Genomic DNA, 15662 nt, shown 5'->3' on the forward strand with positions numbered 1-15662 from the left:
CGTGGATGTCGCGGTTGCCGCAAGACGCGAGCTGTGCCGCTCAGCAAAGACCGCACTTGGCCGGCCGAGCTCACCTCGTACCTCCCCTCGTACCCGACGACGGGACGCCACTCCTCGCGCATTACGCACTCACCGCCTTGAGTGCGCCGATGTGCAGCCGCTTCCGCAACTGCTCGATGCCTTTCACGGTCACACGCAGTTGCGGCGGGTCCACGACGCGAGCGCCAGTCCCCGGGTGGTAATGGAACGTCGGCTTCTCCGCGAGATACCCGCGGTCGACACGGTCAGCCCGTGCACGCCACGCCATGTCGCCGCCCCGGAACGTCCACCCGATCTGCTGCAACTGCGCAAACAAACGCTGCGGACCGGTCGGGATGCCGGCGCGGGCGAGGATCTTCGCCGCGTCACCGACCGAGTAGTCGCCCTCGGCGGATGCGATCGCATCCCACGCCTCAGCGCGCGGTGTGGCTTCGGCGAGTTCTGCGGTCACCTGTTCGTTGTGCTCGAGCAGAGTAGCGACCGCCTGATTCAGCTGACGGATGGCGCCCATGTCGAGCGCGACCGGCGCCAGGTAGGAACCCTTCTGACGGATCTCCGGGAGCACCACATGTGTCACCCACCGCTTGAACTCCTTCGCCTCGGGTCGCCGGCTGCGAAGGATCGCGGAGTAGAGGCCCGGCTCGTTGATTGCGAGCACGCTCTGGTCTCCGCCGGGGGTCTGCACAATCCGCAGACCCTTCTCGTCTTCGTCGAGAGTGCGGGTCATCGCGGCGGGCTCGCTGTATCCGAGGATGCGGGCGACGTCGGCGGCGACGAACCAGATCTCGTCAAGGCCGCGCAGGGTGCGCACGTCCTGTCCGATGTAGCTGAAGATCGCTACACTGTTCTCAGTGGTTGGCATGTCCTTGCCTTTCTGCTTCACCCCCGGCTGCAACCGGGGGTTCTTCTTTTTGGTGAAGAGGGAGTGGGGAGCGAGAAGAGGGGGTCGTCTCGCTCCCCGGGGCCAGCGGGGGAACTGGCGGTCTAAGCGGCGACGAGACGCTCGGCAAGCCATGCGTCGAGGTCGGCCGGGTAGTAGACGGTGAGACGGCCCTGCTTGTACGCCTTCGGGCCCTTGCCTGCTGCCTTGAGGTTGTAGAGGGTCTGCGTCTTGATGCCGCAGTACTCGGCTGCTCTCTTCACCGTGAAGACCGGGCCGATCATGCTGGCCTCCGCTCCACGAGCGCGTCGAGAGGCAGGTCGCTCACGCTCGAAAGCTTCTCGAGTAAGGCCATTCCGGCTGCGCCGCCGTCATAGGCGCGAGTGATCGTTGACTTCGCGACGCCAAGTCCGAGCGCCATCTTCGACGCGTTGACCGTGCCAGCGAGGCGTCCCGACGTGTGAAGCCAGCCGTTCTCACGAGCTACCTCAGTAAGTGCTGAGGGGCTGATAAGTAGCATGAACTTTCCTTTGTCTGGTGGGCGATACAGGGTGTTGCGATAACCATACATACATCGTCTGGTGCGCGCAACATAGTTTTTAGTTGACCTTTCGTTGCGTATGCGCAACACTGAATGCGTGGAAGAGACGAACAACGAAAACCGTGCCGAGATCTGGGCCGAATGGCTCCAAGAGATGCTCGATTCGAAGAGGTGGCGCCAAGCCGACCTCGTGAACAACTCGCATGGCACCGTCAAGCGCGATCGCGCCAGCAAATGGCTCAGTGGCAAAGAAAGCCCGTCCTACAGAAACGCCATCGTCGTTGCGAATACCCTGAATGTCTCGCACTCGTCTGCGCTGCGTGCCGCTGGCTTTGAGTCCGATGAGATCGACCAAGACCACTCCCGGCGCCTCATTGCGGCGCAGGCATCGATCGACAACTACGTGCCGCCCGCTTCGGCGCAGCGTGCCTTGGCAGAATTTCCTGATTCGATTCTGATAGGCGAGATTCTCCGGCGGGCTCACGAACGCGAGGGCGTCCATCCCATCAAGACGCTGCCCGCATGGGGCAGCCTGTCGAATGTCGTACGCGACATAGAGGATGCCCGTGAGCGGGGATCGGAAGCCACAACAAAGCACGCGGCGAACGAACCGCGGAACATCACACCGGGGGAGATCGATGGAGATCAAGCTGGGGACGACGTATGACCCGCATGAGCACGCCGACCAGATCGGCGTCAGGATCGAGTATCAGCGGTTGCGCACAGCAAACGGGTTGTGGCTGCCGGAGTATCGGACGATCATCCTGCAGCCACGCATGCGGAAGATCGTCGAGCGGTCGGTGCTCGCGCACGAGATGGGGCACGTCTGTCTCGGCCATCAGGAATCCACCCCGCGTAATGAACTCCGCGCCGATAGGTGGGCAGTGCGAAAGCTCGTCGCACCTGGGGCGCTCGAACACGCCGCGCTCATCAGCCCCGACCCAGGGGACTGGTGCCACCATCTCGGAGTATCCGCTGACCTCATCGAGCGCGCGCTTCTCGATCGCAATGCGGCATGAGCATGGCTAGGCCGCCACTCGTCCTCGAGACGTGGGGCAAGATCCGCCGCACGACGGTCGGCGGCAAGGACACCGCGGTCGCCTACTACCGAGACTCAGACGGCCGCACCCGGCCCATGCAGCGCCAGGGGAAGACGCCAGCCGACGCAGAGCGAAAGCTGATCGAGGCACTCAAGAAGCGACTCACGCCGACGACGGAATATCTCACGCGCGAGACCACGCTGCAAGTGCTCGCTGAGGAGTGGATGGCAGAGCTCGACAAGTCCAAGCGGTCGACTGCGACGAAGGCCCGCTACGCGTCCACCATCCGCGCGCACATCAACGAACATGTCGGCGCCGTGCGTATCCGCGAGGCGACTGTGCCACGACTTCAGAGACTCATCGACCGCGTCGCAGAGAACTCGGGAGACGAACAAGCGCGGATGCTCGGCGTAGTCCTCCGCGGCATCTTCACGCACGCCGTACGAATGATCCCCGACATCGACAACCCAGCGTCATCACTGCTATTGCCGGCGCGCCCCGACGCCGCAGATCCCCGAGCGCCCAGCCTTGCGGACGTGCACGCGCTCCGCAAGGCCATGGCTGCCTATGACGCGCTGCCCGCGGCGCGCAATGGCGCCGAGCACGACATCGCCGACATCTGCGACATGCTCCTCGCGACCGGCGCCCGGCCCGGCGAAGTGCTCGCGCTCGACTGGGAGAAAGACATCGACCTCGAAAACTGGGTCGTCACCATCCAGGCAACGGTCGTGCGCATCGCCGGCGTCGGAGTGACGCGACAGCCGCACACCAAGGAGCGCGACGTTCGTCGGCTGAAACTACCGGCTTTCGCGATCGACATGCTCGTGCGACGTCGCATCAATGCCTATGGCAATTGGGTGTTCCCCTCATCGACGGGCAAGCTTCGGTGGCCCGAGAACTTTCGGCAGTCGTGGGCTGTTGCGGTCAAGGGCACGGATGTCGAGTGGACTACTCCGAAGTCGACGCGCAAGGCGGTGGCTCATCATCTCGACGTCGAGATCGGTATCGAGGCGGCGCAGGGGCAGCTTGGGCATGCTGATCCCAAGATCACGCGGAGGAGCTACGCGCCGGGCGCGGCCGTGGTGCTCCCCGACCACTCAGAGCATCTGGCTGCCTTCGCTGAAAACCCCGAGTAAGTAGCGGATCGCGCGCGTTTCGGTGACTTCGGGCGGAGCGGATCGCGCGGAAATCCCTGATGAGAGCGGATGACGGGAATCGAACCCGCGCTATCAGCTTGGGAAGCTGAAGTTCTGCCATTGAACTACATCCGCGCATCCGTCAACACCTTGTGGGCGCAACGAACCTGACCATACTACCGACACCTCCCCCGGGCGGGAACCGAGCCGGCGCATCCGTCTACTAGTCTCGTCACCATGCTGCTCTCTGATCGCGACATCACCGCAGGACTCGCCTCAGGCCGCATCGGCCTTGACCCGTATGACCCGGAGATGGTGCAGCCGTCGAGTATCGATGTGCGCCTCGACCGCTACTTTCGGTTGTTCGACAACCACAAGTACCCGTTCATCGACCCGGCGGAGGATCAGCCGGAGCTCACCCACCTGGTCGAGGTCGACCCGGATCAGGCGTTCATCCTGCACCCGGGCGAGTTCGTGCTCGGTTCCACCTACGAGCAGGTCACGCTGCCCGACGATGTTGCTGCGCGCCTCGAGGGCAAGAGCTCGCTGGGTCGCCTCGGCCTGCTCACGCATTCCACGGCCGGCTTCGTCGACCCGGGTTTCTCCGGTCATGTCACGCTGGAGTTGAGCAATGTGGCGACACTGCCGATCAAGTTGTGGCCGGGCATGAAGATCGGGCAGCTGTGCTTCTTCAGGCTCACCTCGCCGGCCGAGAAGCCGTACGGTTCTGGCGCGACCTTCTCCCGCTACCTGGGGCAGCGCGGGCCGACGGCGTCGCGTTCGCACCTGAACTTCCACCGCACCGACGTCTCGGTGACCGACGCGGGCCGCCCCGGCGCCTGACCGGCATCCGGGGCAACCTTTGTAGCGCCCCTACGCTGCGTGCTTCGCCGGCTCGGCGTCGCGAACGCGGTTGCGCCGGTGCCGCGGCCACCAGAACCAGTCGCCCAACGTGAAGGTGAGCGCCGGCACAATGACGGTGCGCACCAGGAGAGTGTCGATAAGAACGCCGACGCAGACGATGATGCCGATCTGGGTGAGCGTTATGAGCGGCAGAACGCCGAGCACGGCGAAAACCGCTGCAAGGAGGATGCCGGCGCTCGTGATGACACCGCCGGTGGCCGACAGTGCCCGGATCATTCCCGGCCGGGTACCCAAATGTTCGGCCTCCTCCTTGGCCCGCGTCACCAAGAAGATGTTGTAGTCGACCCCGAGCGCCACCAGGAACAGGAAACTGAAAAGCAGAACAGAGTTGTCGAGGGCAGAGAAACCGAACACCGACTGGAACAGCAGCCAGCTCGCCCCCACACTCGCAAAGAATGATGCGACAACGGTGAGCAGCAAGATGATCGGCGCCACCACAGAGCGCAACAGAAGCACCAACACCAAAAAGACCAGGGCAAGGATGAGCGGGATCACCAAATCTTGGTCACGCTCCTGAGCGGTCGCCGAATCAAGACTCTGTGCGTCCACACCACCGACGAGCGCATCCGCCCCGGAGACGTTGTGCACCTTGTCTCGCAGCGCCCGGATGGTGTCGTAAGCCTCATCCGTTTCGGCGGCAGCATTCAGCGAAACGCTGATCTGTGTGATGCTCCCGTCGCTGTCGCCGACGGTCGCCGAGGTGACCCCGGCAACGCTGGATGCGGCATCCGCAACATCCTGTGCCTGGTCACTGTTGGCGATGACGACGGCCGGTGAGCCGCTACCTGCCGAGAAAGCGTCAGCCAGAATCTCCTGGCCGGTGACCGACTCGGGGGTGGCGGTGAACTTCTCGGTCTGCGACAGACCAACCTGCACCTGCGGTACGGCCGCGGCGAGCCCGCCGAGCAGTAGAAGACCGACGATGGCGACGGCGAGAGGTTTACGGGAGACGAGAGTACCGAGCTTGTGCCAGAACCCCTTCGCGAGGCGATCCTCAGAGTTGAAACGGGGAATGTAAGGCCAGAACAGGCCGCGACCGAACAAAACGAGAGCGGCAGGGAGCACGACGAGTGCGAAGATCATGGCGACGACGATGCCCGCAGCGCACGCCAAACCGAGCGCCCGGTTGCCGCCAAGTTCGGCAAACAGCAGGGTGAGCAGGCTGAGCACGACGGTCGAACCGCTGGCAATGATCGCGGGCCCCGCGCCGCGGAGGGCAAAACTCATGGCCGTGCGGCGGTCTTCGTGGATGCGCAGTTCGTCGCGGTACCGGGCGATGAGCAGAAGGGCGTAGTTGGTCCCTGCGCCGAAAACGAGCACCGAGAGGATGCCGGTGATTGACGCGTCGATGGGAATGCCGACGAGGGCTGCCACATTGCGGGCCACAACCCCGGCTACGGCGTCGGCCATTCCGACGACCGCGAGCGGAACTAGCCACAACCACGGGCTGCGGTAGGTGACGATCAGGAGCACCGCGACCACACCGACCGTGGTGAGCAGCAGGGTGAAGTTGGCGCCCTTGAACACGGCGGCAATGTCGACGGCGAAACCCTCAGGCCCGGTGAGAAGCGCGGTCAGCCCGTCAGGGAGGTCTTCGTTCGCGGTGGTGCGGATGTCGGTGGCCCGTTCGGCCTGCACCGGAACGTCATTGAGTGTCTTAAGCGGCACGATGACGAGCGCCGTGGTGCCGTCATCCGAGATCTGAGCGGGCGGCAAGAAGTCGGATGTGGCGAGAGGGGTGAGAGCCTTCTGGCGTTCGTTGATTGCGGTGACGTCGGCCTCACTGAGCGTGGCGCCGTCACGGGAGAAGACGATGAGGGCGGCCGTCGTGTCGGCGCCGGGGAGCTTCTCCTGGAGGGCGGCGACCTCGGCGGATTCGGCACTGTCGGGGAGGCCGTTGCCGGGGGCGTCCTCTGTGGCTTTGCCGCCGAAGAGCAGCAGTGCGAGTGCTGCGGCGAGGGCGACGACGAGCACGATCCATGACGTGCGCCGTCCGGTGATGACGTTGCGGAGGGGGCCCATGGTCGTCCTTTACTAGGCAAGTGGATTATTAGAAGCGTTAGCTACCTTACATGTAAGATATAAATCATGACTAACAATCGTGCGGAGGGCCCGCAGGTTCCTGTGCACGAGAGCACCCGTCTGCTCCGTGAATTCACGTCACTCGGTGACGAGTTCGAGAGGTATATGGGCCGGGAGCTCACCGTCAACCCCACAGACCTTCAGGCGATGCAGCATCTGATCATGAGTGGGCCACTGAGCCCCACCGAGATCGCACGCCGGCTCCAAATCAGCACCGCCGCTGCGACGGTCGTGGTTGACCGGCTCGCCAAGGTGGGTCACGTGAGCAGAGCTGCGCACCCCACCGACCGGCGCGGGGTTGTTGTGGTGCCCGCGAAAGAGTCTGTGGCGAAGGCCATGAGCACTCTTATGCCGATGATCACGGGCATCGACGAGATCATTGGCGAGTTCGACGAGACAGAGAAGGACACGATAACCCGCTACCTGCGTCGCGTCATCGACGTGTACCGAAGCAGCATTCCCGCAGGAGATTCGTCGTGAGGTTCTGTCTCGTCAGCGCAGCGTCAGTGCGCTCCCTCCGTGGCGCCTGGCCACTGCGCCAGTTGCATGACCAGCCACGGGCTGAAGGCAAAGGGCGTCGCCTTGACGGCGGTGGCCAGGGCCGTCGGCTGAACCCAGGCAAACTCCCCGACCTCATCCTCAGAGGGGTTCACCTCTCCGACCAGGGTCGCGCGGAACACCGGGCACACCTCGTTTTCGACGACTCCGGATGCGTCCACGGCGCGGTAACGAAAGTCCGGCAGAATCGGTTCGATTGCGGTGACCGTGGCCCCGAGTTCGCGCACGGCACGACGCGTGATGGTGTCTTCGAACGACTCGTCGACACCCGGATGACCGCAGAAACTGTTGGTCCACACCCCCGGCCAGGTGGCCTTGCTGAGTGCGCGACGGGTGACCAACACCTCGCCGGCCTCGTTGAAAAGGTGGCACGAGAACGCCAAATGCAGCGGAGTCTCCGAGCTATGAACGCTCGACTTGGGGGCGGTGCCGATCGGCTTGCCGTCGTCAGAGAGCAGAACAACAAGTTCGGAGAGTTCCATGAGCAGTAGTCTGCCCCATGGGGATGCGGGCCCGGCCCCAAAGGAATCGCGCAGAGACGAGCGGGTCATGCGCGTGCTCGACGAGTTTTTCTCCTCTTCGGGGCGGCGCGCGCATCAGCACGGACCTCAATATGTTGAGCTGTGGCGACAACTGCGCCACAGCACCACGGGCGGCAAACTGTTCCGGCCGAGGATGGTTTTCACTGCGTACGACGGTCTCGGCGGCGTTGATGATGAGGCGGTCGCCTGGGTGGGGGCCGCATTCGAGCTCCTGCACACCGCCCTCATCGTGCACGATGACGTCATCGACCGTGACTTCGTGCGACGGGGCCTGCCGAACATCTCGGGAACCTATCGCGATCGAGCGCTCGCCGCAGGTGCCCCTCAGCACGAGGCCGAGCACCGTGGCCTGAGCGCTGCCGTCGTGGCCGGTGACCTTGCGCTGTTCTATTCGTACCGGCTCATCGACCGCAGCGGCGTAACAGGTCGCCGTCGCCGTCGCGTCCTCGACCTGATGGACGACGCGCTGTTCGCGAGTGCGGCCGGCGAACTGCTCGACCTCGACTATTCGGGGGCCATCAGCATCCCGACTGTTGACAGTATCCTCACCATGGCGCGCCTGAAGACGGCGGTGTACTCATTTGAGGGCCCCCTCATGGCTGGCGCTGTCATGGCCGGCGCGTCGGATGCCGTTGTCGCCTCGCTCGAAGACTTCGGACGCGAACTGGGCACCGCTTACCAGATCGTCGACGACCTCCTCGGAGTGTTTGGCGACGCGGAGGAGACCGGCAAATCGACCACGAGTGATCTGCGCGAAGGCAAACGCACCGTACTGGTCGCGCACGCCGCGTCCACAGAAATCTGGCGTGAGATGGTCCCCCTGTTCGGCTCGCCGACACTCTCCGACCTCGAAGCCGATGGTCTTCGGGCGAAGCTCGATCAGAGTGGTGCGCGAGCCTATGCTGAAGCTCTGCTTGCCGAGCATGTGCAGCGGGCGCGGAACGTGCTCGCCCGTGCCGAAATGCCTGAGGCACTGCGTGCAGGTTTGGAGCCCGTCATCGAGACCGTTCTGAGGAGAGGCAGATGAGTCGACTCGACCTCTATACGAGCGTTTCTGAGGCGGCGGCGGCGGTCGTCATCCGGCAGTATTCGACCTCGTTCGGTCTGGCCTCCGGCTTGCTCGATGCTCCAGTGCGGCGCGACATCGCCAACATCTATGCGCTCGTGCGTGTCGCCGATGAGGTCGTCGATGGTGTTTCAGAGGATGCGGGCCTCAGCAGAGAAGACGCGGCGCAGAGCCTCGACGAGCTTGAAGCGCAGACGGTGCAGGCATTCGAGCTCGGATTCAGCACCAACCCGATCGTGCACGCCTGCGCCACAACCGCCCGAAAGGTCGGTTTCGGTCGCGAGCTGACCGAACCGTTCTTCGCCTCCATGCGCGCCGACCTGACGCAAACGGTGCATGACGACGACAGCTTCGAACGCTACGTCTACGGTTCGGCGGAGGTCATAGGGCTCATGTGCCTGCGCGTGTTCCTTTACGGGCACGACCGCACGCCTCAGCAGCACGATCAGCTCGAGCGTGGAGCGCGCGCCCTGGGCGCCGCGTTTCAGAAGGTCAACTTTCTTCGCGACCTCGCGGACGACTACGAGACACTCGGTCGCAGCTACTTTCCGCACGTCGACATTGCGAAGTTCGACGAAGAGCAGAAGCTGCTCATCCTCGACGACATCGACGCCGAGCTTCGCATCTCCCGTGCGTCGCTGCCGTTGCTACCGCGCCGCAGCCGCCGCGCCGTCGCCCTCGCCCACTGCCTTTTCGCGGAACTTGCCCGCCGGCTGCGCGACACTCCGGCAGACCACATCCTCACCGCACGAGTGAGTGTTCCCACGGCCGTGAAGCTGCGACTGGCGGCAGCGTCACTCGCCGGAAGGATGCCGCAGGCATGACCCACACGGTTGTGATCGGTGGCGGAATCTCGGGGCTCGCCACGGCGGGCCTCCTCGCCCGCGAGGGGCACCGGGTGACCCTTCTCGAAAAGCAGGAAAGCGTCGGCGGCCGTGCCGGCGTGTGGGAGCAGGATGGTTTCCGTTTTGACACGGGCCCCTCCTGGTACCTGATGCCCGAAGTTTTCGACCACTTCTTCACACTCATGGGCACCTCGGCGCAAGAGCAACTCGAGCTCGTCAAACTCGACCCCGGGTACCGCGTCTACTTCGAGGGGCACCGCGACCCCATCGAGGTGCAGGTGGGTAGAGAGGCGAACCTGGCGCTGTTCGACTCGATCGAGCCCGGCTCCGGCGCCCGGATGGCCCGCTACCTTGACTCCGCCGCCGAAACCTACGAAATGGCGAAGCGGCGGTTCCTGTACTCGACGTTCGAATCGTTCACCCCACTGCTGCGCGGCGATGTCCTCCGACGCAGCCCCAAGCTGGTGCGACTGCTGCTGCAGACGCTCGACTCGTTCGCATCCCGCACCGTTCAAGATCCGCGACTGCGGCAGATACTCGGCTACCCGGCCGTGTTCCTCGGATCGTCACCGTATCTCACCCCCAGCATGTATCACCTCATGAGTCACCTCGACCTCACTGACGGTGTCTACTACCCGATGGGCGGCTTCACAGGCCTCATCGAGCGCATCGCGCAACTGGCCATCGACGCGGGGGTGACGGTGCGAACATCCGCACCCGTCGCCCGAATCCTTGTCGCCGACGGCACAGCCGTCGGGGTCGAGCTTGAGAGTGGGGAGCGAATCGACGCCGACCTCGTCGTCTCCACCGCAGACCTGCACCACACAGAAACGCGGATGCTCGAACCGCAGCACCAGACATACCCGCAGAAATATTGGGACTCACGCGTCGCCGGCCCTGGCGCCCTCCTGCTGTATCTGGGGGTGAAGGGTGAACTCCCCCAGCTCGAACACCACACCCTGCTGTTCGCGAGCGACTGGCGCAACAACTTCGGTGCCATCTTCGACAAGCCCACCCGCATGCCAGAAATACCCAGCCTGTACATCTGCAAACCCAGCGGCGTCGACCCTGATGTCGCCCCCGACGGCCACGAGAACGTGTTCGTACTCGTCCCTGTGCCCGCCGACCCCGGCCTCGACGGCCTGGAGGCGCTCGCCGACGAGGTCATTGCGCAGATCTCCGACTGGGCAGCGATTCCCGACCTCGCCGAGCGCATCGTCGTGCGTCGCGTCGTCGGCCCCGGCGACTTCGAAAGCGGCCTCAACGCGTGGAAGGGTTCCGCCCTCGGGCCGGCACACACTCTGCGTCAGAGCGCATTCTTTCGCGCCGGAAATGTGAGCCGCCGCGTGAAGGGGCTCCTCTACGCTGGTTCCTCCAGCATCCCCGGCATCGGGCTTCCCATGTGTCTCATCAGTGCCGAGCTTGTCGTCAAACGCCTCCGCGGCGACGTGTCGACGGGCCCGCTGCCCGAGCCGCGGGATGCGCGTTGATGGGCCTGATCTACCTTGGCGCGCTGCTCACGTCACTCGGCTGCATGGTGCTGCTCGATCGACGGTTCGGCCTGTTCTTCTGGCGCGATCGTCGTCGAGCGACGATCGTGCTCGCATCCGGTCTGGTGTTCTTCATCGTGTGGGATCTCTTCGGAATCGGTCTCGACATCTTCTTTCGCGGCGAAACCGACTTCATGACAGGCATCCTGCTCGCCCCCGAGCTGCCGCTCGAGGAACCCTTCTTCCTCGCCCTGCTGTGCTACCTCAGCATGAACGCCTACGGGGCCCTCACCCATCGCGACGCTGGGCGCCCCCGGGCGGGGAGGGGCACCGCATGATGGATTACTGGATGCTCAACTTCGCATTTCTGGGCGTTGTGCTCATCGTCGTGGCCGCGGCCGTCGGTGTTCGTCGTGCGCCGCGCTGGCGAGCGGTGGGCATCACGGCGGCCGCGGTGCTCATCATGACGGCGGTCTTCGACAATGTGATGATCGCCATCGGCCTGTTCGGCTACAACCCAGATCGCATCTCGGGCCAGTTCATCGGCCTCGCACCGCTCGAAGATTTTGCGTACGCGATCGCTGCTGTCATTCTTCTACCCTGCCTCTGGCGGCTACTCGAAAGGCCCCGCGGTGTCGACGCTTAGAGCTCTTCTCGTCTCCTCGCGCCCCCTCAGCTGGGTCAACACGGCATTCCCGTTTGCGGCCGCGTACCTCACGACAACGCGTGAGATCGATCTGACCCTCGTGCTCGGAACCCTCTTCTTTCTCATCCCCTACAACCTGGCGATGTACGGCATCAATGATGTCTTCGACTACGAGTCAGACCTCGCCAACCCGCGCAAGGGTGGCGTCGAGGGTGCACTCCTCGAACCGCGGATGCACAGGGTCACCCTGTGGGCGGCCGCCGTCACGACGGTGCCGTTCATCGTCTACCTGGTGCTCGTGGGCAACCCGGCGTCGTGGGTTGTTCTCGCCGTCAGCATGTTCGCCGTCTACGCCTACTCCGCGCCCGGACTGCGCTTCAAAGAGCGACCGGTGCTCGATTCGCTCACCTCGAGCACCCACTTCGTCTCACCCGCCATCTACGCCCTCGTGTTGGCTGGCGCACACGTGACGCCGCAGCTGGTCGCCATCCTCGGCGCGTTCTTCGTGTGGGGTGTTGCGAGTCACGCCTTCGGCGCCGTTCAAGACATTGTGGCCGACCGGGAGGGCGGAATCGCGTCGATCGCGACCGTCTTTGGTGGCCGCGCGACCGTCCGCATCGCCACTGTCGCGTATGCCGCATCCGGTGTTCTTCTCCTGTTTGCCGGGTGGCCGGCGCTGCTCGCGGCTGTTCTCGCGGTGCCCTACATCCTCGCCGTCATTCCGTTCTGGAATGTGGCGGATGATGATTCCGAGACGGCGAACCGGGGCTGGCGTCGCTTTCTGTGGCTCAACTTCTTCAGCGGTTTCGTCGTGACGATGCTGCTGATCGCATGGTGGTCGTTCGGCTGAGCCTTCTCCGGCGGCAGGTTACCGGGTGCGCCTACCGGGTGTGCCTGCGGGCGGTGCCGCTCAGTTGGTGTCTGCGGAGTTGGTGTAGCCGAGGTTTCGCGCCATCAGTTCCAGCGTGGCGAGTGTGGTCGTGTAGTCGTCTTCGCTGACGCCGTCACCGACGGCCCCACGCAGCTCTCCCACGACGGTGCTCAACCGTCCGAAGGCCTGCTGACCGCGTTCGGTGAGCTTGTACAGTTCGCCGTCGAAGTCGAGCCAGTCGCTCTCGATGAGCTCGTCGAGATGGTCCGCGGATGTTTCTGAGCCGTCGGAGGGTAGGAAGGGGGCGATGGCGCTGTCGAGCAGGTCGACGGGGGTCCCCTCGGTGGTGATGATTCCGAGAAGTTGCCACTGTCGGCGCGTGACGCCGTGCTCTTCGAGGATCGCGGCGAATCGCTCGTCGATGAGCCTGTCGACTAACTTGAGCCAGTAGCCGATCGGTCGTTCAGCCATGTCTTGACCCTACGCATGTGCCCCCGCCGCGACAACCCCCGCGTGCAGCACCCCCGCAGTGTGCTCGTCAGTATGTGAATCCGAGCTCTGCCGGGTAGTCTCCCAGCGCGGTGAGCTGGGTCGCCGCCGCTTGAAGGTGCGAGAGGGTGAGCCCGAGGGTTCCCGGCCCGAAGCTGACGCGGGAGACGCCGAGTTCTGCGAGCCGCTTGAGCGGCACAGATTTCGGGTTCGAGATCACGGAGATGCGGCCGTTGACCTCGTCGAGGGCGCGCTTGACCTTGTCTTCGTCGCCGAGCCCGAGGAAGAAGATGACGTCTGCGCCAGCTGCGAGGTAGGCGTTGGCGCGGGTGACGGCCTCGCGCCATTCGCCCCCGCCGGCGAGAGTGTCAACGCGCGCGTTGATGACGAGCGGAACCCCCGCGCGGTCGGCGGCCGCACGCACCGCGGCAACCCGCGAGGCGGCCACGTCGACCTCGAACTGTGGCGCCTTGGGCGCGCCCACACTGTCTTCGATGTTGAGCCCGGCGGCTCCCACCTCAATGAGGCGGGTCACGTTCTCTTCTATGCCGGCAGCACCCGGTGCGTAGCCCTTCTCGAAGTCGACGGAGACGGGCAGCTCGGTGGCATCGATGATGATCTTCGCGGCGGCAAGGGCCTGGTCGACGGTGAGGCCTTCACCGTCGGGCACCCCGTGCGCGAAGGAGATGGAGTGGCTCGCGGTGGCGAGGGCCTTCACCCCGGGCGCTTCGGAGACGATGCGCGCGGTGACGGCATCCCACACGTTACTGACGATGAGCGGCTCGCCCGGGATGTGCAGCGAGTTGAGCAGTTCGGCCTTTGCAGCAGTGTTGGTCATGCTCCCACCCTCTGTCATCCCACCGACATCCGCCACCCCTGTTACGTCCGGCGGCGCGAGACTCAGCCGCGCACGTGCTGCGGGGTGCGCACGAAGAGCATGAACACGAAGCCGACGAGGAGCACGATGGCGATGCCCAGGATGCCCCAGTGGGTTCCGACGAAGACGCTGGTGAAGAGTGCCCACAGGCCGGGTGCCATGAAGCTCGCGGCGCGCCCCGTCGTTGCATAGAGACCGAAGATCTCACCCTCGTGCCCTGCGGGGGCGAGACGGGCGAGAAGCGAGCGACTGGAGGCCTGGGCTGGGCCGACGAACATGCAGAGCACCAGGCCCACCACCCAGAACACGATGACCCCCTGATCGTGCAGGAAGAATACGACAAGGCTGGCGACGATGAGGCCACCGAGTGCGGTCATGATGACGGCGCGGGCTCCGAAGCGGTCGTCGAGGCGACCGGAGAGGATGGTCGAGATGCCGGCAACCAGGTTGGCGACGATGCCGAAGATGAGCACCTCGTTATTACTGAAGCCGAACACCTTGGCGGCGATGATGGCGCCGAAGGCGAAGACGCCGGCCAGCCCGTCGCGGTAGATGGCGCTGGCGATGAGGAACCAGAAGGTGCTGCGGCTGGTGCGGAAGATGCGTGCAACGTCGTGGCCGAGCACGACGTAGCTGCGCAAGAACCCGACCTTGGGCCGGTCAGTGCGCCCCGCGCTTTCGGAAACATTGAGCATGATCGGGATGCTGAACGCGATGGCCCAGACGGCACAACCGAGGGCGATGATCCGGTAGGCCATACCGTTGCTGGTGTCCATGCCGAACCAGTCGAGCTGGGTCACGATGACAACGATGACGAGAGCGACGATGCCGCCGAGGTAGCCAAAGCCCCACCCGAGGCCGCTGACCTTGCCGACGGTGCGCCGCGTGGAGACCTGCGCGAGCATCGCGTTGTAGTGCACTCCGGCGATCTCACTGAAGACGCTGCCGGCGGATACAAGGGAGATGCCGAGAACGAAGTACGCGGGAGCGGCTTCGACGAAGAAGAGCAGCGCCATGCAGACGATGAGCAGAAGTGTGTTGATCAGCAGCCAGCGTTTGCGGTTGCCCGAGGAGTCGCCGCGCTGCCCCATGACGGGGGCGAGAACGGCGACGAACAGGCCACCGATGAAGAGCGCGAAGCCGAACTGGCTGTCGAGGGCGGCGGATGCTGCCTTGTAGTCGGCACTGTCGGTGCCGAGCGCAACGATGGCCGGGTCGATGAAGCTGTCGCCGACGAGATACAGGGCAACGAAGACGAAGGTGAGGATGACCGAGTTGAACGGCTGTGTCGCCCAGTCCCACAGGGCCCATGAGAACACCTGCTTGCGCGGGATGCTGTGCTCGCCGTCGGGCAGGTCACGGCCCATCGCGCCGATGGCGCCCGAGTTGGCTGCTGCTGGCACGTGGATACTGGTCGCGGTGACGTCGCTGCCCGTGGTGTCGCCGTCAGGGGACTCGTTGCTCATGCGCTCAGGCTAGCGGTGCCCGGTAAACAATTGGTGGCTTTCTTCGCGAGTGCCTCAACTGTAAGTTGAGTGTGAGTGACTCAAGTTTTGCGGATCTGGCTTGACAGCAAATCGACGGTGAATAAACTTGAGTGCATGAGGCTCAAGTCTCACTGGCGCTTCTGGTTTCG

The 15662-nt window shown here is 64.4% G+C and carries 19 protein-coding genes, 1 tRNA gene and 1 pseudogene; 11 read left to right on the forward strand and 10 right to left on the reverse strand.

What is annotated here, in order from left to right; translation table 11 throughout:
• Positions 1-14: 14 nt before the first annotated feature.
• The 4 genes and pseudogenes from FB562_RS13970 to FB562_RS13665 all read right to left on the reverse strand — a co-directional run.
• A pseudogene (locus FB562_RS13970) lies at positions 15-122 on the reverse strand (NUMOD4 domain-containing protein); the annotation flags it as partial.
• Positions 122-901, reverse strand: coding sequence for a BRO family protein (locus FB562_RS11015; protein ID WP_185740549.1), 780 nt, complete (start codon positions 899-901; stop codon positions 122-124). The pseudogene FB562_RS13970 and the gene FB562_RS11015, both read right to left, overlap by 1 nt.
• A 122-nt stretch (positions 902-1023) precedes the next feature.
• On the reverse strand, positions 1024-1203 hold the full coding sequence (locus tag FB562_RS11020; RefSeq protein WP_141881355.1) for a helix-turn-helix transcriptional regulator: 180 nt from the start codon (positions 1201-1203) through the stop codon (positions 1024-1026).
• Entirely contained in the window at positions 1200-1340 is a 141-nt protein-coding gene (locus FB562_RS13665) for a hypothetical protein (protein WP_185740550.1), read from the reverse strand. The genes FB562_RS11020 and FB562_RS13665 overlap by 4 nt, the downstream gene beginning before the upstream one ends.
• Positions 1341-1557: 217 nt before the next feature.
• On the opposite strand from FB562_RS13665, the gene FB562_RS11025 reads away from it, so the two are divergent.
• Genes FB562_RS11025 through FB562_RS11035 form a run of 3 tightly spaced genes read left to right on the forward strand, consistent with a single transcriptional unit; the run spans position 1558 to position 3636 of the window.
• A complete protein-coding gene (locus FB562_RS11025; RefSeq protein WP_141881356.1) occupies positions 1558-2127 on the forward strand; it encodes a helix-turn-helix domain-containing protein in 570 nt (189 codons plus the stop codon).
• A complete protein-coding gene (locus FB562_RS11030; protein ID WP_185740551.1) occupies positions 2099-2479 on the forward strand; it encodes an ImmA/IrrE family metallo-endopeptidase in 381 nt (126 codons plus the stop codon). The genes FB562_RS11025 and FB562_RS11030 overlap by 29 nt, the downstream gene beginning before the upstream one ends.
• Before the next feature lie 2 nt (positions 2480-2481).
• Positions 2482-3636, forward strand: coding sequence for a tyrosine-type recombinase/integrase (locus tag FB562_RS11035; RefSeq protein WP_185740552.1), 1155 nt, complete (start codon positions 2482-2484; stop codon positions 3634-3636).
• Positions 3637-3700: 64 nt separating this feature from the next.
• Here the strand turns inward: FB562_RS11035 and FB562_RS11040 are convergent.
• Positions 3701-3771 (reverse strand) — tRNA-Gly (locus FB562_RS11040).
• Between the two features lie 102 nt (positions 3772-3873).
• On the opposite strand from FB562_RS11040, the gene dcd reads away from it, so the two are divergent.
• Positions 3874-4479 carry a dCTP deaminase gene (dcd, locus tag FB562_RS11045; protein ID WP_141881359.1) on the forward strand — a complete coding sequence of 202 codons (606 nt, stop codon included), beginning with the start codon at positions 3874-3876 and terminating at the stop codon, positions 4477-4479.
• Positions 4480-4509: 30 nt separating this feature from the next.
• Here dcd and FB562_RS11050 read toward each other — a convergent pair whose 3' ends face one another.
• Positions 4510-6582, reverse strand: coding sequence for an MMPL family transporter (locus tag FB562_RS11050; protein ID WP_141881360.1), 2073 nt, complete (start codon positions 6580-6582; stop codon positions 4510-4512).
• Between the two features lie 66 nt (positions 6583-6648).
• On the opposite strand from FB562_RS11050, the gene FB562_RS11055 reads away from it, so the two are divergent.
• Positions 6649-7122 (forward strand): MarR family winged helix-turn-helix transcriptional regulator, encoded by a 474-nt coding sequence (locus FB562_RS11055; RefSeq protein ID WP_141881361.1) that lies wholly within the window; start codon positions 6649-6651, stop codon positions 7120-7122.
• Positions 7123-7145: 23 nt separating this feature from the next.
• Here the strand turns inward: FB562_RS11055 and idi are convergent, their stop codons facing one another.
• Positions 7146-7682, reverse strand: a complete 537-nt coding sequence (gene idi / locus FB562_RS11060; RefSeq protein WP_141881362.1) for an isopentenyl-diphosphate Delta-isomerase — start codon at positions 7680-7682, stop codon at positions 7146-7148.
• Between the two features lie 67 nt (positions 7683-7749).
• Here idi and FB562_RS11065 point away from each other — a divergent pair, with 67 nt between their 5' ends.
• Genes FB562_RS11065 through FB562_RS11085 form a run of 6 tightly spaced genes read left to right on the forward strand, consistent with a single transcriptional unit; the run spans position 7750 to position 12639 of the window.
• Complete coding sequence (locus tag FB562_RS11065) at positions 7750-8769, forward strand: polyprenyl synthetase family protein (protein WP_281284324.1); 1020 nt, start codon at positions 7750-7752, stop codon at positions 8767-8769.
• Positions 8766-9632: a phytoene/squalene synthase family protein gene (locus tag FB562_RS13670; RefSeq protein ID WP_185740553.1), complete on the forward strand. Its 867-nt coding sequence runs from the start codon at positions 8766-8768 to the stop codon at positions 9630-9632. Before FB562_RS11065 ends, FB562_RS13670 begins: the two co-directional genes overlap by 4 nt.
• Positions 9629-11143 (forward strand): phytoene desaturase family protein, encoded by a 1515-nt coding sequence (gene crtI, locus FB562_RS13675; RefSeq protein WP_185740554.1) that lies wholly within the window; start codon positions 9629-9631, stop codon positions 11141-11143. The genes FB562_RS13670 and crtI overlap by 4 nt, the downstream gene beginning before the upstream one ends.
• The gene (locus tag FB562_RS11075; RefSeq protein ID WP_141881364.1) at positions 11143-11481 is read left to right on the forward strand and encodes a lycopene cyclase domain-containing protein; all 339 of its coding nucleotides are present in this window, start codon (positions 11143-11145) and stop codon (positions 11479-11481) included. Before crtI ends, FB562_RS11075 begins: the two co-directional genes overlap by 1 nt.
• Positions 11478-11789 carry a lycopene cyclase domain-containing protein gene (locus FB562_RS11080; protein ID WP_246081464.1) on the forward strand — a complete coding sequence of 104 codons (312 nt, stop codon included), beginning with the start codon at positions 11478-11480 and terminating at the stop codon, positions 11787-11789. Before FB562_RS11075 ends, FB562_RS11080 begins: the two co-directional genes overlap by 4 nt.
• Positions 11776-12639 (forward strand): prenyltransferase, encoded by an 864-nt coding sequence (locus FB562_RS11085; protein ID WP_185740555.1) that lies wholly within the window; start codon positions 11776-11778, stop codon positions 12637-12639. The genes FB562_RS11080 and FB562_RS11085 overlap by 14 nt, the downstream gene beginning before the upstream one ends.
• 60 nt (positions 12640-12699) lie before the next feature.
• Here FB562_RS11085 and FB562_RS11090 read toward each other — a convergent pair whose 3' ends face one another.
• From FB562_RS11090 to FB562_RS11100, 3 genes are all read right to left on the reverse strand, one after another.
• Positions 12700-13131, reverse strand: a complete 432-nt coding sequence (locus tag FB562_RS11090; RefSeq protein ID WP_141881365.1) for a helix-turn-helix domain-containing protein — start codon at positions 13129-13131, stop codon at positions 12700-12702.
• Positions 13132-13198: 67 nt separating this feature from the next.
• Complete coding sequence (locus FB562_RS11095) at positions 13199-13987, reverse strand: isocitrate lyase/PEP mutase family protein (protein ID WP_246081465.1); 789 nt, start codon at positions 13985-13987, stop codon at positions 13199-13201.
• 62 nt (positions 13988-14049) lie between these two features.
• Positions 14050-15492, reverse strand: coding sequence for an MFS transporter (locus FB562_RS11100; protein ID WP_141881367.1), 1443 nt, complete (start codon positions 15490-15492; stop codon positions 14050-14052).
• Between the last annotated feature and the right edge of the window lie 170 nt (positions 15493-15662).

The sequence above is a fragment of the Homoserinimonas aerilata genome (assembly GCF_006716125.1).
In the GTDB taxonomy this organism is placed as follows: domain Bacteria; phylum Actinomycetota; class Actinomycetes; order Actinomycetales; family Microbacteriaceae; genus Homoserinimonas; species Homoserinimonas aerilata.